General features: G+C 50.9%; 15 protein-coding genes. 8 read left to right on the top strand and 7 right to left on the bottom strand.

What is annotated here, in order from left to right:
* Positions 1-526: 526 nt before the first annotated feature.
* Positions 527-3,730: a malectin domain-containing carbohydrate-binding protein gene (locus ACXYMU_RS15995; protein ID WP_458987422.1), complete on the top strand. Its 3,204-nt coding sequence runs from the start codon at positions 527-529 to the stop codon at positions 3,728-3,730.
* A 73-nt stretch (positions 3,731-3,803) separates the two neighbouring features.
* Here the strand turns inward: ACXYMU_RS15995 and ACXYMU_RS16000 are convergent, their stop codons facing one another.
* From ACXYMU_RS16000 to asnS, 3 genes are all read right to left on the bottom strand, one after another.
* Positions 3,804-5,357 (bottom strand): hypothetical protein, encoded by a 1,554-nt coding sequence (locus ACXYMU_RS16000; RefSeq protein ID WP_458987423.1) that lies wholly within the window; start codon positions 5,355-5,357, stop codon positions 3,804-3,806.
* A 341-nt stretch (positions 5,358-5,698) separates the two neighbouring features.
* Positions 5,699-6,790, bottom strand: coding sequence for an acyltransferase family protein (locus ACXYMU_RS16005; protein ID WP_458987424.1), 1,092 nt, complete (start codon positions 6,788-6,790; stop codon positions 5,699-5,701).
* Positions 6,791-7,073: 283 nt separating this feature from the next.
* On the bottom strand, positions 7,074-8,513 hold the full coding sequence (gene asnS / locus ACXYMU_RS16010; protein ID WP_458987425.1) for an asparagine--tRNA ligase: 1,440 nt from the start codon (positions 8,511-8,513) through the stop codon (positions 7,074-7,076).
* 313 nt (positions 8,514-8,826) lie between these two features.
* Between asnS and rpoN the strand changes: the two genes are divergently transcribed.
* From rpoN to ACXYMU_RS16035, 5 genes are all read left to right on the top strand, one after another.
* Positions 8,827-10,269, top strand: coding sequence for an RNA polymerase factor sigma-54 (gene rpoN / locus ACXYMU_RS16015; RefSeq protein WP_458987426.1), 1,443 nt, complete (start codon positions 8,827-8,829; stop codon positions 10,267-10,269).
* A 166-nt stretch (positions 10,270-10,435) separates the two neighbouring features.
* On the top strand, positions 10,436-11,419 hold the full coding sequence (gene yiaK, locus ACXYMU_RS16020) for a 3-dehydro-L-gulonate 2-dehydrogenase (protein ID WP_458987427.1): 984 nt from the start codon (positions 10,436-10,438) through the stop codon (positions 11,417-11,419).
* A gap of 62 nt (positions 11,420-11,481) precedes the next feature.
* Positions 11,482-12,102 carry a hypothetical protein gene (locus ACXYMU_RS16025; RefSeq protein WP_458987428.1) on the top strand — a complete coding sequence of 207 codons (621 nt, stop codon included), beginning with the start codon at positions 11,482-11,484 and terminating at the stop codon, positions 12,100-12,102.
* 76 nt (positions 12,103-12,178) lie between these two features.
* Complete coding sequence (locus ACXYMU_RS16030; protein ID WP_458987511.1) at positions 12,179-12,961, top strand: enoyl-CoA hydratase-related protein; 783 nt, start codon at positions 12,179-12,181, stop codon at positions 12,959-12,961.
* 172 nt (positions 12,962-13,133) lie between these two features.
* Positions 13,134-13,859, top strand: a complete 726-nt coding sequence (locus ACXYMU_RS16035) for a TapB family protein (protein WP_458987429.1) — start codon at positions 13,134-13,136, stop codon at positions 13,857-13,859.
* A 116-nt stretch (positions 13,860-13,975) separates the two neighbouring features.
* Here the strand turns inward: ACXYMU_RS16035 and ACXYMU_RS16040 are convergent, their stop codons facing one another.
* Complete coding sequence (locus tag ACXYMU_RS16040) at positions 13,976-14,707, bottom strand: ABC transporter ATP-binding protein (RefSeq protein WP_458987430.1); 732 nt, start codon at positions 14,705-14,707, stop codon at positions 13,976-13,978.
* Between the two features lie 275 nt (positions 14,708-14,982).
* Here ACXYMU_RS16040 and ACXYMU_RS16045 point away from each other — a divergent pair, with 275 nt between their 5' ends.
* Both ACXYMU_RS16045 and ACXYMU_RS16050 read left to right on the top strand, forming a co-directional pair.
* The gene (locus ACXYMU_RS16045) at positions 14,983-15,576 is read left to right on the top strand and encodes a DUF4142 domain-containing protein (RefSeq protein ID WP_458987431.1); all 594 of its coding nucleotides are present in this window, start codon (positions 14,983-14,985) and stop codon (positions 15,574-15,576) included.
* Positions 15,577-15,706: 130 nt separating this feature from the next.
* Positions 15,707-16,276: a DUF4142 domain-containing protein gene (locus tag ACXYMU_RS16050; protein ID WP_458987432.1), complete on the top strand. Its 570-nt coding sequence runs from the start codon at positions 15,707-15,709 to the stop codon at positions 16,274-16,276.
* Positions 16,277-16,330: 54 nt separating this feature from the next.
* On the opposite strand, the gene uvrA is transcribed toward ACXYMU_RS16050, so the two are convergent.
* The 3 genes from uvrA to ACXYMU_RS16065 all read right to left on the bottom strand — a co-directional run bounded on the left by uvrA (position 16,331) and on the right by ACXYMU_RS16065 (position 21,282).
* Positions 16,331-19,243, bottom strand: a complete 2,913-nt coding sequence (gene uvrA / locus ACXYMU_RS16055; protein ID WP_458987433.1) for an excinuclease ABC subunit UvrA — start codon at positions 19,241-19,243, stop codon at positions 16,331-16,333.
* 124 nt (positions 19,244-19,367) lie between these two features.
* Complete coding sequence (locus ACXYMU_RS16060) at positions 19,368-19,751, bottom strand: YidH family protein (protein WP_458987434.1); 384 nt, start codon at positions 19,749-19,751, stop codon at positions 19,368-19,370.
* Positions 19,752-20,679: 928 nt separating this feature from the next.
* Positions 20,680-21,282 carry a hypothetical protein gene (locus ACXYMU_RS16065; protein WP_458987435.1) on the bottom strand — a complete coding sequence of 201 codons (603 nt, stop codon included), beginning with the start codon at positions 21,280-21,282 and terminating at the stop codon, positions 20,680-20,682.
* Positions 21,283-21,523 lie beyond the last annotated feature (241 nt).

Here is a 21,523-nt window from a genome sequence, read left to right on the forward strand (position 1 = left end):
TAGGTTTGTTGTAATATTTAAAGAAAGTGATTGTATGATTGGTTTGATAGATTCTTCCTAACATCATAAGATAAGGCTGTGCTTGCTGCGGGTAGCAATGAAGGCTTGATTGAAATGAAAAATGTAGAGACTTCCCCACAAAGTGTAGAAACTATACCCACTTTTATCTTTATTCCACACTTGTCAAAAATGGTAAACGAATGTAAATAGTTGACGAGTAGCAGGTTGTAATTTGTGGGCACTTTGGTACGATAATGACTTAAATAAGTTGCAGGTGAGCGGAAGTTTAAAGCAGAGCCCCTAGTCACACAGATGAAGCAGCAAGTTGATCAGTTGAGCGATTTAAGCACGAACTTTAATTAACAAATAAAAAAAATCAATTTTTAGCCGAATGAAATCACTTTTATCTTTCAAAGCAATTGCATGGCCGCCAGGGCATGTTGTATTTAATGCTAACTCTTCAATCAAAAAGATTTTCCCCCTGTACGCTGCTGCTCAAGCAGGCCCTTTTGCAAGGCACGCTGCTGTGTATGTAGCGGTATTGTTTGCTTTACTGCTGGCGACTCCGGCTCAGGTGCAGGCGCAACTTATCACGTATCCAAGTAATTTAGGTAGTAATACCAAACAGGTATACACGCAGTCAAGCAGCACGACGTCAGGATACGGCGGTACGCACAATGTGAAAGATTACGGTGCGAAAGGCGATGGCGTAACAGATGATACCAGAGCCATACAGGCTGCTTTGCACGCCAATCGAAAAGATGTAGACCAAGGCTCTCGTGGCGATTATTTCCAGCCGCGCCCTAAAACAGTTTACTTCCCCAAGGGTACTTACTTGGTTTCGGCAGACCTGGAGTGGATTGGCCAAACGATGATGCTAATGGGGCAGGGCAAAGGTGAAACCATCATCAAGCTCAAGAACAGTACTTCTGGTTTTACGAGTTCAAGTAGCCCAAAAGCATTGATTCAGACTCCGTCAGGCACGCAGCAGTTCAGAAACTACATTCGCGACATGACCATTAACACTGGCTCGGGTAACGCAGGTGCTATCGGTATCGACTTTATTGCTAACAACAGTGGCGGTATCATCAATGTCGAGGTAAAGTCTGGTGACGGCAGAGGGGTAGCGGGTATCAGCATGCTGCGCTACGGGCCGGGCCCTTTGATGTTGGAAGATGTGGCGATCGATGGCTTTGATTATGGCCTGCAAACCGACAAGCAGGAGTACAGCATTACCCTCGAGAACATCACCCTCTCTAACCAGCGGTTGGCAGGTATTAGAAACAATGGCAACATCTTGATGATTCGCAAGATGAACAGCATGAATACAGTGCCTGCATTGAAAAACACATCTGACCGCGGAATGATCACCATTCTGGATAGCGAGCTGTCAGGTGGTGCTTCAGGAAACAGCGCCATCGACAATGAGCGGGGCCATCTGTTTGCGAGAAACATTAGAACCTCCGGGTACAAATCAGCCATCGAGAACAGCGGTACCGTTGTGAGCGGCTCTAATATCGGGGAGTATGTGACAGGCAAGGTTACTAAGTTGTTCGGAGACGTAACCAAGTCGTTCAACCTGCCAATAGAAGAAACACCGGATTACCATAATAACGACCGGACTAAGTGGGGGGAGCTTGCCTCGCCAGGCTGGTATGGGGACAACAGAGGCTGGGAGGATGTAATTAACTCCGGAAAGCCGATCATCTACATGCTAACAGGTACTTACCTTGCCTGGAACCGCACCTACACAGTGCCGCTCAGCATGCGTAAACTAATGGGTTTTGGTGCCTATATTGCCAAAGGCAGTGAGTTTGGTATGAAGCTGGTAGTAAATGACGGAGACGAAAACAGCCCTCCCCTGATTATTGAGCACATTGGCGATGGTCTGGTGATAGAGCATAACTCTAAGCGGCCTGTTGTGATCAAGCACAGCAAAATCAGCGACTATGTTGCATCCCCAGGAGCCGGTAACCTTTACCTGGAAGATGTGGAGTTGCACAGGCAAGTGACTTTTTATCCAGGACAGAAGGTATGGGCGCGCCAGTGGAACAACGAAGCCACAACAGACCGTATCCATAACAAAGGAGCGGATGTTTGGATCATGGGCCTAAAAACAGAGAAAAAAGGATATGTGATCAAAACTACTGACTGTGGCCGTACCGAGTTGCTGGGAGGTTTGGTTTACCCTATCAAAACCTTTGATAGCTCGGATGGCCCTGCATTTATCGCAGAGAATGGGCAACACGCCTTGATGTTTGGTACAAGCTCTTATATATCCAACGGGATGTACCCTGTGCTGATACAGGAGAAGCAGAACGGAATAACCAAAACTTTCAAATTATCCAGCATGGAGGATCGGTTTGTGCCCCTTCATATAGGATACAGCGGTACCAGCTGCGCTACCACAATTGTTCCGACCATCCCAACGACGGAAACCAGCGCAACGTCTTACCGCATCAACTCTGGTGGCGTACAGGAGACAGTTTCGCTGGGCACCTTCACGGCTGACGGCTACAACACGGGCGGCGGCCGCACCACCACGAGCAAAGGCAGCGTGACGGGCACCACCAACGTGGCCATCTACGAAACGGCGCGCGTTGCCGACACCGACAACGGGTCCTTCGGCTACCGCTTCCCTGTGAAGAGCGGAGACTACAAGGTGGTGCTGCACTTCTCGGAGGTATACTTCACCGCATCAGGCGACCGCGTCTTCGACGTGAAGCTGGAGGACAAGACGGTGCTCGACAACTACGACATCGTGCGCAAGGCAGGCGGTGCCTACCGCGCCACCAGCGAGAGCTTCACGGTGAGCGTGAGCGACGGTGCGCTGGACCTCAACCTGAGCGCTGCGGCAAGCACCGGCGGGGTGAACCGCCCGATTATATCGGCTATCGAGGTGCTGCCGGCTACGAGCACATCGACAACGACTTTAATTTCAACACCGACGATAGACGCTTCTTACCGCATCAACTCTGGTGGCGCACAGGAGACAGTTTCGCTGGGCACCTTCACGGCTGACGGCTACAACACGGGCGGCGGCCGCACCACCACGAGCAAAGGCAGCGTGACGGGCACCACCAACGTGGCCATCTACGAAACGGCGCGCGTTGCCGACACCGACAACGGGTCCTTCGGCTACCGCTTCCCTGTGAAGAGCGGAGACTACAAGGTGGTGCTGCACTTCTCGGAGGTATACTTCACCGCATCAGGCGACCGCGTCTTCGACGTGAAGCTGGAGGACAAGACGGTGCTCGACAACTACGACATCGTGCGCAAGGCAGGCGGTGCCTACCGCGCCACCAGCGAGAGCTTCACGGTGAGCGTGAGCGACGGTGCGCTGGACCTCAACCTGAGCGCTGCGGCAAGCACCGGCGGGGTGAACCGCCCGATCATATCGGCTATCGAGGTGCTGCCGGCTTCACTGCTGTCAACATCAATAAGCAGTCTTCAGGCAGTATCCGGCGGTAAGGATGAGGCTTTCAAAGCAGAGGCAACTGTTTATCCGAATCCTTTTAGTGACCAACTCACCTTGAAGTTGCCGGATGGAGAGGAACTGGCCCAACTGATGATCTTGGATATAACTGGCAAAGTAATATACAAGCAGGACGGCGGGAGTAATAAGCTGGAGCTAAACCTGGCTGACAAGAACATGAGCAGAGGCGTTTACATTCTGCGCTATACAGATACAGCTGGAAACAGCGAAAGTGTAAAGATCCAGAAGCTCTAAGCACTCACACACAAAACAAAAAATCCCCGCCAGCAATTGGCGGGGATTTTTTGTTTTAAGCGTATCCGGGATATTACTTCTGCTCTTCTGCCTGGGCCTCCTGCCCGTGGGCAAACTCCATGATGCGGAATGTTTTGGCTTTGCGGTCATAATAGCCATAGTGCAGCTTATTGCCGTAGCGGTATATAGTTTTAAACTCCGGTTCCGGCTTTAGCTCCTGCTCAAAGTGCTCAATCTTGTCCTGTAGCACCTCAGGCTCTTTTTTGGTATCTACCTTCACCAGTTTATCTGCGCTAAGCACAGACCGGAAATAGGTGCTGGTGCCAGGTCCGGAACTGAAGCTGCCACCCTGCCCGTATGGGTCGTAAAAATAGCGGCTGTAGTAAGGTGAGTTCAGGTAATAACTCGGGATGTTGTAGGCCGGCGTCCAGCGGCCGGGCACCATCATCAGTCCACGCGAGGTGCGCACATAACGGTCCGGCGTACGTACCATGCGGGTCCTGTCGTCGCTGGCATTTCGCTGCGTTGGAGCATCGTACGACCCTATGGTCAGTTGCAGGGTGCTGTCGTTGTAAGCATCCACCGTAATGGCCGGAACACCGTCGGCCAGGTTTTTCATCACCTTGGAGGTTTTCTCGATGACCGTATTGTTGGACGAGAAGAGAGAACGGGCGCCACGCTGATGAACAGGCGTAGACTTAATCGCAATTTCCTCGTCGCCGCTGTAGTTATACTCCTTTACTGGCTTGAGCGTGTTGAAGTCAAAGGCTGTCAGCTTAAACTGGTCACGCTCCAAGTTTACGCGGAACAGCTTATCTTTATACAGGAAAGAGTTAAAGCTTGGGTTATTGCCTTGCTTGATAAAGGGCAGGGTGCGATATTTGGTTTCACCGGTGTCCCAGTCAAGTTCCAGAATCTCGGTTGTCGCCTCTTTTTCGCCCCTTAGGTCATACCCGTCAAAGATCATGTAGATCTTGCCGTCGCGCAGGTATATCTTGCTGCGGTGATGGCCCGTGAACACGTTGTGCTCAATATTGTCGCTCACGTAAATCAGGCCCTCCTCGCGGGCATAGCGACTGCGGGTACGGGGCAGGTTCGGCTTAAACACCCGATGCTCCAGGCGCGCCACATCTTCGTCATTGTCGCGGTAAAGGTGTATGTTGTTGTCTCTGTCGGTGTAAAGCATGTAAAAGTGCTCGTCGTTGCCAAAGCCACCTAAGAATTCGGTGTTGCGCGCCACCTGTATCTGCTCATCCTGCAAGCTGCGGAATGCGCCAGTATGGCGGTTTACGGCAAAAGGACGCACATACTCACGACGCCCGTTGGTATACCGGCTGTAGAACATGAACTCCTCATCGGTCACGCGGGTGCCCAGAATCTGGGGCTCCTGCGAGAAGCGGTACGGGATTTCATGCTGCGCCAGTTTTTCACCGCTTGGCGATAGCAAGGCGATGTTCACCTTGCCGTTCTGGTAAAAGTAAATAGCCACATTTCCGCTGTCGTCTGCCACTGTTACTAAGTCTTCAGCGCGGTTCATGGGTAATGCTATATTAGCAAACTCTTTCTGGGCATTGGCCGCAGTGGCAACGGCACCCATCAAGAGTAAGCTCAGGAGTAATTTACGCATAGTAGTTAAATTTTGGATTATACACTATAACATGCAAACTTTTGGCCAAAGTATACAAATCAGTGGGGAAAGCTATAATATTTTTCAGTTATAGAGTAGCGTTCATCTGATGTTATATTCCTGAATGGTTTGACCTAAGGGTTAGCTCGGCACAGCTCAAAGCCTTTATACGCTATTTGGAATAGGATATAAGCGTTATATGCTGTAATGTATGGGGAAGATTTGTATATGGTGTATTATCGGGCCGCCTGACACCAATTGTAGGGCCAAACAGCAATTTATGGTTCAGGTCTTCGAATGCAAAAGAGCTACCAGCCAGCCCTTAAGTCGCCTGAGCTGATTTAGCCTGGCACTGCTGATAAGGGTTGTAGCCTTCTCTTTTGCAGGCTTTTGAAATACGCTTTGGTGAGCTCGTGGATATACGTTAGTGCAAGGGACGAGGTGAAGATAAAAAGAAACCTATATACCCAGTTGTCAGATATAAGCGGGATGTCATCTCCAAAAAACTTGACCACATATATAAAGATGATATGCCAGAAATAGAGCCAGGCCGAAGTTTTGGATATGAACAGCACCAAGCTATTGTCAAACAGTTTCCTAACCTTCTGGATGTGCAGTAAACTATAGGCGGTAAGGCTCATGTATAACCCGTAGGCCAGGTAATAGAGGCGGGGAGGGTATTTGAAGCCTTGGGTAAAGGCAAAATGGTGTTTGTAGAGCAGCGCCAATAAGATTACGAAGAGCGCAAGGCAACAGAAGATAACCTCGCGTCGGCTTAGCTTAACCAGCCTGATCCCTACGGCAGCAACCAACACATACCCAACACAGTTCAGGAAAAAAGCCGTGTATAACACGTCTATAGTTTCGTCGAGGTCGCGGTGGATAAAATCCAAGCTATTAAATGCGGCATCCGTATACCTTTCTACCGCTAGCAGCAGCTCATAAAACAGGTATGCTAGTACGAGCAGCAACATATACACTCGGTTATCCTTCACCCGTTCACTCAGCTTCAGCAGAAAAGGGCAGACTAGGGCAATCACGAAAAAGACGCGCATAATCCATACATAGCCAATCCCGGCGCCGGTGGTTGCCAACGTGTACGAGGCAATAATCTTGCTGTAACTGAAAAAAGGGAAATCGTTGGTAAGAATATCGAGCAGGTAGAAGAGCGCGAAGAAAATTGTCAGGAAGACCCAAGTGGGTACCACCAACCGGTTAAACCGCTTCCTGACGTAATTCAGGTAATTGAGTTTTTTGTTGACACTGCTCAGGTAGAAGGAGTTGCCCAGCAGCAGCACCATGAGGACAACATCAAAGTTTCGGAGCTGAAACAACCATCTGTTCGGGTGACTGTGCGCCAAGATGATACATAAAATGGCGATGCATCGCAGAATATCTATTTTAGTATCTCTGAGGATATGTGAATTTGCCACAAATTTCTCTTTAATAATCTTCTGAATATATGATCACAGTCGAGCGTAAACCAAGAGCTAAATGACTGGAATGAACAGCATACCCATTAGCGCTTCGTTGTGTTTCTTCTGCAAGCCCCTATTTACTGCTAAATTGTATATAGTTATATTATTATACATATTTTGATAAATAATAAGCTAACCATCTTGTTATCTAGTACTTAGGTTCATAATTTTAAAAAAAATCCCGACCATAGCAGTGTATGGTCGGGATTCTGACGCTATTCGCATAGAAACGAGTTGCTTAAAACTCAGCGTTCTGCGGCGTTCTCGGGAATGGGATCACGTCGCGGATGTTGCCCATACCGGTCACGAACTGCACCATGCGCTCGAAACCAAGGCCAAAGCCCGCGTGCGGGCAGCCACCGAAGCGGCGGGTATCCAGGTACCACCACAGGTCCTCCTCGTGTATGCCCACGCCTTTCATGCGCTCCACCAGTATGTCCAGGCGCTCCTCACGCTGCGAACCACCCACAATCTCGCCAATGCCCGGAGCCAGGATGTCCATCGCGGCCACGGTCTTGCCATCGTCGTTCAGGCGCATGTAAAATGCCTTGATATCCTTTGGGTAGTCCGTCACGATTACCGGCTTTTTAAAGTGCTTCTCCACCAGGTAGCGCTCGTGCTCGCTTTGCAAGTCTATGCCCCAGCTCACCTCATACTGGAATTTCTTCTTCTTGTAATGGTTCGAGTTGAGCAGGATGTCGATAACCTCGGTATAGGTCACGCGCTCGAAGTCGTTGCCCACCACAAACTCCAGCTTCTCCAGCAAGGTCATTTCCTGGCGCTCGTTCTGCGGCTTGCTCTTGTCTTCCTCTGCCAGGCGCTGTCCCAAAAACTCGATGTCCTCGCGGTTGTTCTCCAGCGCGTAACGGATGATGTACTTAATAAACTCCTCGGCCAGGTCGGCGTTCATTTTCAGGTCATGGAAGGCCATCTCCGGCTCGATCATCCAGAACTCGGCCAGGTGGCGCGTGGTGTTGGAGTTCTCGGCCCGGAAGGTTGGCCCGAAGGTATAAATATCGCTGAAGGCCATAGCCGCCAGCTCACCCTCTAGCTGCCCCGATACGGTCAGGTTGGTGGCTTTGCCGAAGAAGTCCTCGGTATAATCCACCTGTCCGTCCTCGGTGCGCGGCGGGTTAATCGGGTCCAGGGTGGTTACCCGGAACATCTCGCCCGCACCCTCGGCGTCAGAGGCCGTTACGATGGGGGTATGCATGTATACAAAGCCCTTCTCGTTGAAGAACCTGTGCACGGCAAAGGCCAGCGTGTTGCGCACTCTGAAAACCGCCCCGAAGGTGTTGGTGCGGAAGCGCAGGTGCGCGATCTCACGCAGGAACTCCAACGAGTGCGCTTTCTTCTGTAGCGGGTACGTTTCCGGGTCGGCTTTCCCGAGCACTTCAATGCCGGTAGCCTGGATCTCGAATGCCTGCCCTTTGCCCTGCGAGGCTACCAACTCGCCGGTCACGGCAATGGCGGCACCCGTGGTCACGTCTTTCAGGGCCTCTTCGTTAAACTTCTCTGCCTCGGCTACAACCTGCAGGTTATGTATGGTGGAGCCGTCGTTCACGGCAATAAAGCTCACAAACTTGTTGCCGCGCTTGGTGCGTACCCAGCCTTTCAACAATACTTCCTTGCCTACCTCGGCACCTGTCAGCAGGTCTTTTACTTTTGTGCGTTGCATGTGTATGGTTAGTATAAGGTATCAGGGCCTCAACAAAGCGAAGGAGTTGCACGCGGATCTGTTCACGCGTGACCCTCTTCCCAATTTTAGAGGTATAAACTGGCCGGAGACTTCATCGGTGTACTTTGCCGCCACTCCTTCTGATTTGATAAATCAGCAATATACCCCCTCAATTTTTTTGTGTCTTATGCCCTGCTACTTGTGTATTTTCGAAAACCTCCCAAATTAACGATATTTTAACCTTTTTTGTAAATGAGAGTAAAATTATCCTAAATTTGGAAGTGCGCAAAAGCACACATTTTTACTGAAAACTATGCAGCGACTCGATTTAAAGCAACTTTTATCTCAGAAGTTATCGCCGCAGCAGATACAATTTATCAAGCTGCTGCAGATACCTACGGTGGAGTTGGAGGCGCGCATAAAAGAGGAAATGGAGATCAACCCAGCCCTGGAGGAGGGGCGCGAGGAATCTGCCGACGAGTTTAGCGAGACGGATGACTTTGAGGGCGAGGAGGAGTACAGCAAGGACGAGGACCTCGACCTGAATGACTACCTGAACGACGACGAGATCAGTGGTTACAAAATGCAGGGTGACCGTGGGGGCGATGAGGAGGACAAGGAAATGCCCATCGCGATGACCTCGACGCTTACGGACTCGCTGATGGACCAGTTGGGTTTTCTGGATCTGGATGACCGCTTGTATGCCATTGGCATGCAGCTTATCGGCAGCATCGACCACGATGGCTACATCCGCCGCGACCTGAGCGCCATTGTCAACGACCTGGCCTTTTCGCAGAACATCGAAACCAATGAAGAAGAGGTGGAGCAGGTGCTGCACATGGTCCAGACGTTTGACCCCGCTGGCATAGCCGCCCGCGACCTGCCCGAGTGCCTGTTGCTGCAACTGGGCCGCCGCGAGCAGGACACAACCACGCAACTGGCAGAACGCATCATCACCGATGCGTTCGACGAATTCACGAAAAAGCATTACCAGAAGATACAGAGCAAGTTCAGCATCTCGGAAGAGGAACTGAAGAAAGCCATTGATGCGATCATCAAGCTGAACCCGAAGCCGGGGGGAGCCGGGGCCAGCTTTACAAGGGTGCAGTACATCATCCCTGATTTTATACTTGCCAACGACAACGGCCAGCTGCAACTGTCGCTGAACTCGCGCAACGCCCCCGACCTGCGCATCAGCCGCTCATACTCCGATATGTTTGACGCCTACGACAAGTCAGACAAAAAGGACAAGAAGCTGAAGGAGACGGTTACGTTTGTAAAGCAGAAGCTGGATGCGGCCAAGTGGTTTATTGATGCCATCCGGCAGCGCCAGAACACATTGCTGCGCACCATGGAGGCCATCATCAAATACCAGCACGATTTCTTTCTGGAGGGCGATGAAAGTGAGCTGCGCCCGATGATCCTGAAGGACATTGCCGAGGAGATCGGGATGGACATCAGTACCATCAGCCGCGTGGCCAACAGCAAAGCCGTGCAAACCGAGTTCGGCATTTACCCGCTTAAATACTTCTTCTCAGAGGGCATCGCCACCGATTCCGGGGAGGATGCCAGTAGCCGCGAGGTGAAGCACATCCTCAAAGAGATCATCGAGGGCGAGAGCAAGCGCAAGCCCCTCTCGGATGAGAAAATAGAGAAGATGCTCAACGAGAAAGGGTATAACATTGCCCGCCGCACAGTGGCCAAGTACCGCGAGCAGCTGAACATACCGGTAGCCCGCCTGCGCAAGGAGCTGTAACAAGACACACGACACACGTAGCAAGGCACACGACTTCTGTTTGCAGTTGGTATAGCCTGGGGCAGACCAAATTTATACGGCTGCCTATCCACCTGCCTGTGCCCGAAGCCATCTTTCTGCCAACTGCTCCCGTTATACCTCCTAAAGCCAAATCTAACTGAGCCGTATGAAAATTACTTTTGACGACCTGAAAGCCGAGTTTAAGCGTGTTTTGTTAAAGCTGAATTTTGCTGAGGAAAGAGCCGAGCTTTGCGCCCGCATTTTTGCCGAAAACAGCCGCGACGGGGTATACTCCCATGGCCTGAACCGTTTTCCGGTGTTTGTGCAGATGGTGCAGGACGGGCTAGTGGATGTTCATGCGGAGCCGGAGAAAATTGTGCAGCGCGGCGTAACGGAGCAGTGGGACGGCCACTTGGCCCCCGGCATGTATACGGCTACCAAAGCCATGCAGCGGGCCATCGAGTTGGCAAAGGAAAACGGGATGGGCTGTGTGGCCGTGCGCAATACCAACCACTGGATGCGCGCCGGCACGTATGGCTGGCAGGCCGCCGACGCCGGGTGCATTGGCATCTGCACCACAAACACCATTGCCAACATGCCGCCCTGGGGAGGCACTGACGCCCGCCTGGGCAACAACCCTTTTGTGATTTCCATACCCCGGCAGGAAGGGCCTATTATACTCGACATGGCGATGTCGCAGTTTTCTTATGGCAAGCTGCAGGAGTATGAACTGGAAGGCAAGCAGCTGCCCATGGATGGCGGGTATGATAAAAACGGCGAGCTAACCAAAGACCCTGCGCAGATACGTGAAACGGAACGCCCACTACCCATCGGCTTCTGGAAAGGCTCCGGGCTGGCCCTGGTGATCGATGTGCTGGTAGCCTCGCTCAGTAACGGGCGGTCTACTGCCGAAATCACAGCAGCGGAAGACGAGTCGGGGGTGTCGCAGCTTTTCCTGTGCATTGATGCCAGCTACATCGACCAAAGCATTAGCGAGCGCATCATCGAGTATACCAAAAGTAGTGGTTTGATCGATGCGTCAAATAAGATCCGGTACCCCGGCGAAAGCTCTTTGGCCACCCGCCGCAGGAATGAGCAGGGCGGCATACCGGTAAATGAGGAGATTTGGCAGCAGGTGCAGGCGCTGTAACTGGGCTTACACTGTAGCGAAGCCCCCATGCATAATTTGTAATTCTTAATTCATAATTAACAGTGAACCGTACTTTTGCGCAGATCCTGTCGGTGGTATTTCACCCGCTGTTGCTCCCGACCTATCTTTTCGCAGTGATCTTATACTACATGCCGGCTTCAACCCTGACCTTACCTTTCAGGGTGCGGTGGGTGGTGCTGGCCATGATCTTTTTCACCACCTGCATTATTCCGGGCATAGCCGCTTACAGCATGGTGCGCTTCGGCCACCTCGACTCCGTGGAGATGCACAAGCGGGAGCAGCGGGGCCTGCCCTTGCTGTTTACGGGCGCCTGCTATGCCGTTACCTCTTACTTGTTATATAGCGAAGCCGCATTCGATGCTATTTTTTATTTTGTGATGGCCATCATTGCGGCGTCCGTGTTCCTGACCTATATCATCTCGATGTTCTGGAAGATAAGTGCCCACGGCATGGGGATGGGCGGCGCGCTTGGTTTGTTGCTGGTGCTAAACTGGCTGGCCCCAGACGCCATGTTAGTGAAGCCTATTGCGATAGCTATTCTACTGGCGGGAGCCGTGCTATCGGCCAGGCTGCATTTGCATGCGCACACCCCTGCCCAGGTGTATGCCGGGTTTGGGAGCGGGTTGCTGTTGGCTGTCTCGGCGGCTTATATGGGCCTGTAGCAAGTTTGTGTGCGGCTTAGTTGCGGCAACGGCGTGTTTTGCTTAATTTGTTGAACACGATTAAAGCAAAATGTCAATGAACTACGAGTGCCTGTTATATGAGGTAGCCGATGGCGTGGCTACCATTACCCTCAACCGCCCCGATGTTTTCAATGCCTTTAACGACCAGCAGAGCTACGATCTGCAGGGTGCCCTGAAGCAAGTGGCCCGCGATGAGAACGTGCGTGTGGTGGTGTTGACCGGTGCAGGCAAGGCCTTCTGTTCCGGCCAGGACCTGAAAGCCATTGCCAACGCTGACAAGCGCGATTTGTCAGAGTCCCTGGAGAAGCGCTACAACCCCATTATCCGGGCGATGCGCAACCTCCCGAAGCCTATCATCTGCAAACTGAACGGCGTGGCGGCTGGTGCCGGTTGCTCTCTGGCGCTGGCCTGCGATGTAATAGTGGCCTCTGCAGCGGCTAGTATGATTGAGGTATTTGTGAATGTGGGGCTGGTGCTAGACTCTGGCTCTTCGTTTTTCCTGCCGCGCGTGGTGGGCTCACTTAAGGCATTTGAGTTGAGTACACTTGGCTCTAAGGTGTCGGCGGAAGAGGCGCTGCAACTGGGTATGGTAAACAAAGTGGTAAGCCCGGAGGAACTGGACGCGGCGGTGACCGAGCTTGCGGCCCGCTATGCAACAGCACCCACCAAAGCCATCGGCCTGATGAAAAAAATGCTCAACAAGTCCTTCAACTCAACCTTGGATGAGATGCTGGACTATGAGGCGTATTGCCAGAAAATAGCCGGTAACTCCGAGGATTATAAAGAAGGCGTAAGCGCTTTCAACGAGAAACGGCGTCCTCAATTCAAGGGGGCATAGCGTTATCCAGGTCATCAGAATAAAAAGGAGCCATGTAGCAATGCATGGCTCCTTTTGCTTGGGGCCAAGTAGGTTCTACTTAGTGAAACAGGGCTTCTACCTTAAAATGAGCACTAAATGCTTTAGGATCAGGTATATACTAATACCCCCCTGTACTAAACCGACTAAAGCGATGAAGACACTTTACAACATCCTCTTTCAGCCGCTGCTATACTGCCTTCTGCTCGTGGCACCTGCTGCAAAGGCACAGTCAACTTGCTCGGAATACCAACTGTTGCAGGAAAACGCAAGCTACGAAATGCAAAGCTACGATAGCCGTGACCGGCTAACCGGCCGCATGACCTATCAGGTAAAAGACGTGAATCGCTCCGGAGGCCGGGTAGAGGCCAAAATCCATACCCAGTCATTCGACAAAAAGGATAAGGCGGTAGGGGCGGGGGACTTTACGATTGGGTGCGATAACGGCACGATTTGGATGGACATGCGCTCGCTGATGGACCCGCAGATGATGGATGCCTACCAGGGAATGGAGATGACCATGCAAGGCGACAAGATGCTATACCCCGGCAAACTGCAGGTGGGCCAGAAGCTGGAGGACGGCACTATGACGTTTGAGATGAAAGACAAGTCCAATGGCCGGACCATGATGACGATGGTGATGAAGGTGACAGACCGAACCGTGGAGAGCAAAGAGAACGTGCAGGTGCCCGCAGGAAGCTACGAGGGGTATAAAATACGGCAGAACACCAAAATGGAGAACCGCGCGATGGGCATGGCCATGCCTGGCATGCAAATGGAGACCGTAGAGTATTATGTGCCCGGCATCGGGATGGTGCGCTCCGAGACTTACCGCAACGGGAAGTTGCAATCCTATACTGTGCTCAGCAAGCTAAAGTAACTCTGGTTATACCGTCAACGCAACATTCTGCCTTGGGTAGGATTCATACCCCATCTCGCCAAAAAGGCTGGCTTCGTACAACGAAGCCAGCCTTTTAATAGCTGATTGTTCCTGCTCTAAAAAGCATAACCTACCGAAAAGCTAAGTTGAGGCAGCGGCACCACAGTCAGCGCGGAGTTTTCATCCGCCATAATGTTATACCCGATGATATTATCTGTGATCAGGGTGCCGGCATTCTTTGCTTGAGCGTATTTTGCACGTGCACCGATGGAAAGGCCTGCATCGGCTGTTAAATGGCCCACCAGTCTAAACTGCGCGCCCACGCGGTAGCTTAGATCCAGGGAGTTCTGGTAAAGGCGTCCGATATACTTGTAGTCCGGGTCGTTCGGGTCTTGCTCAGGCTGCTCAAACACATCTTTTGCGAACAAAACGAAGCGGTAGCCAAACACCGGGCCGTGGAAGAAGCCAAACGGCTTGCCCTCGTTTTTCTTGGAGTACTTCCGCTGGCTCATCACAAAGCTGATGCCTTGCACATCGGCTTCTTTTAGTTCGAAATCATCTGCCGTAAAGCCAGGCTCCTGCGTGCCATCCGCGCTTTTTTTGGCGATCATGTCTTCAAAGAAAGATCCACTTGTGTTGCCTAAATAAGCTTTGTAGATGTATCCGAGCGAATACTCATTCGAAACGCGGTTCATGCGCAGTTTCTCTGATGAGATAGAAATCATACCTAGTTGCACCGGGCGGACTTTCAGTACACGGTTATAAGACGGGTCAACCTCCTGAATTAGATCAAGGTCTTGTGCCTGGGCTGCAAACAGGGGCAGCGATAACATAACAATCATTGCCATCAGGCAACGGCTGGATTTCTGTGAAATCAATTTGCGCATCAGTATTAATTTGAATTAGGATTGACAAAAGTACAGGATTTTTTCTTGCTGAGCATTAATTGGTTACCATCATTTTTCAGGAAATCATAATAATTAATGTTTTCATATATATAAATAGGCTTCAGCGCATGCATATCGCTGTAAATAATACACACATACTTTATCAACTTAAGTAGCACGCAAGCGTATAATTAACAAGGTTCAAAATTATGTTCTGATATTACAAAAACAAGGCTATGAAAAAAATTGCATTAAATTCATTGTTAGTAAGCGTTGTCCTTTGTGGGGCAATAGCTTGTAACCAGGAAAGTGGCGCTGTGGAAGAAGCACAGACAGCTAACGAACAACGGGTGGAGGGTACCGAGATGGAGGACAGCATGACCAACCTCTCGGACTTTATGACAACGGCAGCCAGCGGGGGTATGATGGAAGTTGAGTTGGGCAATTTGGCACAACAGAAAGCACAGCGTAAGGAAGTGAAAGACTTTGGCCAGATGATGGTTACGGATCACACCAAAGCCAATAGCAAGCTGAAAGAACTGGCGCAGCAGAAAAATATAGTATTACCAGACAGCATGAGCCAAAAGCACATGGAGCATGTAAAGAATCTGCGGGAGAAATCCGGGGCTGAATTTGACAAGGCGTATATGGATTTGATGGTGAGCGACCACGAGGAAGATGTGGAGCTATTTCAGGATGCAGCAGAAAACCTGGAAGATGCCGATGTAAAGAGCTTTGCCGCTACCACTGTTGCCACCTTGCAGCAGCACCTGGAGAGAGCCAAGCAAATCAACGAAATGGTTAAGAACAGCAGTGCCAGCGTAAAATAGCATGGCGTCTGGTCAAAGCAGGGGCAGGCCTTAAATATTACCGGAAAGCCAACTCTGTAATCGATTGATTTGTATAAGCATCTGTAAGGAGTATCTTGCAGATGCTTATACATTATAAACAATTTGCACCATGAAAAAAAACATACTAGCGGCACTTATACTTAGTACTACTTTGTTGGTCACGGCCTGTGGCTCTGATGATAGCATTGGGCAGGCAACAGAGCAGAGTGTGCAGCAATTTGAAGCTGCAGGTGTGCAGGGGATGCAGAACGATGCCCTGTTTATGGCGGAAGCTGCGAGCGCAAGTATGTTAGAAGTGCAATTGGGTGAGGCTGCCGCTCAGTCAGCCGTAAGCCCTGAGGTGCGGGACCTGGCGGAGGAGTTGGTCCAGTCGAACCAAAAAATGCTGAATGAGTTGCAGCAAATTGCCAGTGAGAGCAACTTCGTGCTGCCCAGCACGCTAGGGGCACGGCACCATGAGCTTTACCAGGAAATAACGGCAAAGAGCGGTATTGCTTTCGACCTGGCTTACGTAAATCGCCTCAGCGACCAGCAAAAGGAACTGCTGGAACGCTACGAGGATATGGCCAAGAATGGGAAGGTGATGGAAGTGAAGCAATTTGCCTCTAAACAACTGCCTCTGCTGCGGCAACAACTGAAGATGGTGGAAGACCTGGAAGAAACGATAGAAAATGCTTAAAACAAAAGCGGCTGCCCCATCAGGCAGCCGCTTTTGTTTTAAGCATTTTCCAGGCTATTCCTGCTCAGGCTCCCGGTAATGGCTTGTTTGCAGCTCATCTTTCAGGAAGTGGGCCGTATAGCCTTTGCCCCTCGCCACTACTTCTTCCGGCGTGCCTGCGGCCACAATGGTGCCGCCACCTTCGCCGCCTTCCGGGCCAATATCTATGATATGGTCGGCAATCTTGATCAGGTCCAGGTTGTGTTCGATGATCAACACGCTGTTGCCTTTATTGGTAAGCTTGTGCAGCACGTCTGATAAGTGCTCGATGTCCTGGAAGTGGAGTCCGGTGGTAGGCTCATCCAGAATGTAAAGCGTTTGCCCTGTGTCTTTCTTGGAGAGTTCTGTCGCTAGCTTCACGCGCTGCGCCTCGCCCCCTGATAAGGTGGTTGCCTGCTGGCCTAGGGTAATATACCCTAAACCTACCTCCAGTAGCGTCTGAATCTTGCGCAGAATGCGTGGCTGGCTCTCGAAAAAGTCCACGGCCTGCTCCACAGTCATGTCCAGCACATCGGTAATGGACTTGCCCTTGAAGCGCACCTCTAGAGTCTCACGGTTATAGCGCTTGCCCTTGCATACTTCGCAGGGCACGTACACATCCGGCAGGAAGTTCATCTCGATGGTACGCATACCGGCACCCTCGCAGGCCTCACAGCGCCCACCCTTCACGTTAAACGAGAAACGGCCCGGCGAATAACCCCGGATCTTGGCTTCCGGCAACTGCGCGAACAACGTACGGATATCCGTGAAAACACCGGTGTAGGTGGCTGGGTTAGAGCGCGGCGTACGGCCAATCGGCGACTGGTCCACCTCAATCACTTTATCGATGTGCTCCAGCCCCTCAATCTTCTTATAGGGTAATGGCTCGCGCTTGGCCCGGAAGAAGTGCGTATTCAGGATGGGGTATAAGGTGTCGTGAATCAGGGATGACTTGCCACTGCCCGATACGCCGGTGACGCAGATCATCTTGCCAAGTGGCAACTCCAGTGTCACGTTCTTAAGGTTATGGCCGGTTGCCCCAATCAGGCGAAGCTTTTGGCCCGTGCCAGGGCGCTTTACGCGTGGCACCGGAATGCCACGGCGGTTGCTCAGGAAGTCGGCGGTAGTGGTACCGGCCTGCATCATCTGCTCCGGCGTACCGGCTGTTACCACCTGGCCGCCATGTATACCGGCTCCAGGGCCAATATCCACCACGTAGTCGGCCTGCAGGATCATGTCTTTGTCGTGCTCTACCACAATGATGGAGTTGCCCAGGTCGCGCAGGTCTTTTAAGGCGTTGATCAGGCGCTCGTTGTCGCGCTGGTGCAGGCCGATGCTCGGCTCATCCATGATGTATAAAACGCCCACCAGCTGCGTACCGATCTGCGTGGCCAGTCGGATGCGCTGGCTCTCGCCACCCGACAGCGTGCGTACCGGGCGATGCAGGCTCAGGTAATCCAATCCAACATCCAGCAGGAAGCCAATGCGCTTGCGAATCTCCTTCAGCAGTTCACGGGCAATCACGTTCTGGCGCTCGCTCAGGCGGCTCTCCAGCCCTTCAAACCAGGCTGCCAGTTTGGTGATGTCCAGCACAGAAAGCTCACCGATGTTTTTGCCATCGATCTTGAAGTGCAGCGATTCTTTTTTAAGGCGGTAGCCATTGCAGTCAGGGCATACTGTGGTTTGAGTAAAGTCATCAATCCAGGAGCGAATGTTCTCAGAGTCAGACTCCATTTGTCCCTTCAGGAAGTTTATGATTCCCTCAAACTCCACGATGTAGTTGCCCTTCTTTGTCTTTACCTCCAGGTCTTCCTCCAGGCCATACAGCAGTACCTGCATCAGGTCGTCGGGCAGGTCTTTGATGGGGGTGGAAACGGAGGCCTTGAAGTGCTTGAACAGCGCCTCGATCTGCTTGAAAATCCAGATGTCGCGGTACTCGCCCAGTGGCGCTATACCTCCCCGGCGGATGCTCAGGCTTTTGTCCGGAATCACGGTTTCTTCTGTAATCTCCTGTACCTCTCCCAAGCCATTGCAGGTAGGGCAGGCACCATATGGCGAGTTAAACGAGAATGAGTTCGGGGCCGGGTCATCATAGGCAATGCCGGTGGCCGGGTCCATGAGGTGACGCGAGTAAAAGTGCGTTTGGTTTGTGTCCGCGTCCAGCACCAGCACGGTGCCTTTGCCATGTGTGAGCGCATTCTGCACCGAGCCTGAAAGCCGGAAACGGTCTTCTTCCTTCACCACAATTTTATCCACTACTATCTCGATGTCGTGGATCTTGTAGCGGTCTACCTGCATTTTTGGCGTCACTTCCATCAGCTCACCGTCCACGCGGGCCCGGATAAAGCCCATCTTACGGATCTGCTGGAACAGCTCGCGGTAATGTCCCTTTCGGCCTTTTACCACGGGTGCCAGCACCACCAGGCGCTTGTCCTGGAAGTGCTCCAGGATGTGGTTCACGATCTGGTCGTCGCTCTGGCGCACCATCTTGTCGCCTGACACATAGCTAAAGGCCTCGGCCGTACGAGCCCAGAGCAGACGCATAAAGTCATAGATCTCGGTAATGGTGCCTACGGTGGAGCGGGGATTGCGGCTCGTGGTTTTCTGCTCAATGGATATAACCGGCGACAAGCCTTCGATTTTATCTACATTTGGCCGTTCCAAACCACCCATAAACGAGCGGGCGTAGGCCGAAAAAGTTTCCATGTAGCGGCGCTGCCCCTCGGCATAAATCGTGTCGAAAGCGAGTGACGATTTGCCTGAGCCACTAATGCCGGTAAACACCACCAGCTTGTAGCGCGGCAGCTTAATGGAGATGTTCTTTAAGTTATGTTCGCGGGCGCCGTATACCTCAATCTGCTGGTCTTGGCCAGCCAGGGGCGGCGCGGCAATAGCAGTGTCTGTGGCAGGTGTGCCCGAAGTTGATGTATGCTCTTGGTTTAAAGCCATGCAGCTGGAGTCGTTTTAAATAGCAAAGGTACAAAATAACGGGCTTCTGCCGCAGCGAAGCCTAAGCCTTGTTAACAGAAAGTGACCGCAATAGGTTTTACGACGCCGCAAATGAGGAGGAGCCCTAATCGATGCTCTCGTAATCGGGATAGTTTTTTTGGTGCAGGTCGGCGTGCTTGTGGCTGGTCTGGCAGTATTCCTGGTGGTGGTCCTCGATGAGCCGCTGCTTGTTTCGGTACCTGGCGAAGCTGTATGCGCCCAGCATGATGCCAAACGGGATCAGGATAAACCCAAGGACCTCCAGATACAGGTCGTTGGAAAACTTGATGGCCGCAAAGCCCCCTACCGAGACCGTCATGGCGGTGCGCAGGTAGGCCATCAGGGTGCGCTCGTTGGCAAAAATGGTGCGCTGTTTCGCCATTTGGTCCCGTATCTCCCTGTTCTTTTGCTCCTGAAGCTTCAGCTTCTTCTTGAGCTTTTTGATCTTTTCGCGTTCGAGGTCGCTCATACTATTGCATACGCATAGCTGCGCAGCAGGTATACAAAAGCACCATGGGGTTATCGTGCAAAAGAATCTTCGCATAGTTTAGCGGTTGCTGCTTGGGGGATAGGGTGAGGGTATAATAGCAGGAGAGTATGCGGATTGGCTTTTTAAGTATAAATTGCCTGCTGCTACCGTACCCGATGCCACAATTGATTTCCAGATTCAAGCAATTGCCCGTTACCGCCCATGCCGTACTGCTTCTCGGCCTGTGGGGGCTGGTGCAGGTATTAGAGGTTACCTGGCAGGGAACTATTGGGTTAAAATTTTGAATACAGCAGCTACTTGCCGCACTCTTGGTTAGTGTGTTATTCCAGAACTGCCTTCACAATTCAACAAGGGCCTTTCGTCCGGTGAGAGATAGAAGTTAACCACAACTGAATCGCCAGCCTGGGTGGTAAATGGCTCCGTTTCGATTGTTAAGTAGCCGACAGCAGTTGCGGTTAATTGCAGTTTGATAGCTGATGCCTTTGTCTTGAGTCTGTACTCTCCCGAATTTGCCTGTTGCGCCATACACCCATACTTGATAGCAGGTGCGACTAAGTTGCCAGCATTGTCTATAGCTGTGATTTTACCGGTTATAAGAACACTATCTGTTACCGCTAACAGCTTTTTGTTATAGCTATTAATGACAACCTTTATTATGCGTTGGCTGTAGTATGCTTTTTGTAGTACTGCATCCGCTTACAAAAATAATGTATACAATAAGCAAATAGCACTTATACGAATTTGGAATTTTCATCAACATTCTGCTTTCTCCCCTTTTTGAACTTGTGAAATACCACTCACACTTTCAATAGTGTTCATTATTCTTGCTTTGTCGTTTGGAGGCAGGTTCTCAAATGCTGTTGTTTTCTGCAGACCTGCCCACGCTATGACTTTGTAAAGAGTCAGCTTATTTTGTGTCTTTCTTCAACGATTGCACAAACGTCTCCTCATTCCTATAAAACCTATACTTCTCTGGAGATAGGTTATTTGCAATGACCAGCAGAGATACCAAATCCTCTACATACTTGTTATTCCAAGCAAATTTCTCCTGCTTTCCATCCTTGGTTAACGCTATGTGAAGTCTGAATCCATCCTCTGCAACGCTGGTTGGAGTAAAAGATGAAGCATCTGTGATTTTCTCCATGTTTACCTGTTTCATCACACGCTCAAACTTGTTCCGTTGCGCTGTATTAAGAGTCTGCTGGAAAATTAGTTCTCCCTGCTCAGTAGGTTCTCTGAAGCTAAAGCTACGTTCGTGTTTTATAATTTGCAGTTCTTTACTGTTGAGTTTGTATTCTAGGGGGTAGACACCATTTATGCCAACAATGCGAGGCTTCTTTACTCTTGTTGTATCATCATACACTTTCCAAGTGTAATCATAGAGGCTATCTCTATGGAATATTACCTCGTCTGCATTTCTTTTTGATACCTCATTGGTGTTAAAATTCAAAGTAGCACAAGAGAGAATTGAGAAAAGAGAGGATACTAGAATTAAAATTATAGGTTTCATAATTTCTCTTTAGACTATTGAAAGCAGTCATACAGTGCTATTAACTATAAACTTATGCGTTGGTGCTTTCAAGCTGCTTATACTTTACTTGCAGCAACTGTAGGTGTCCCTCATCAACAAGTCCATGAAATTGTGACGCATAGCATATGAACTCCCTCGCATTCTACCAGAGCATTTTTCATTTCGCTGAAAGTAACATGGTCCTAATTTTCGCTATCTAAAACTTTAGCGCGAACAAAAA

This window comes from Pontibacter sp. CAU 1760 (assembly GCF_054482735.1).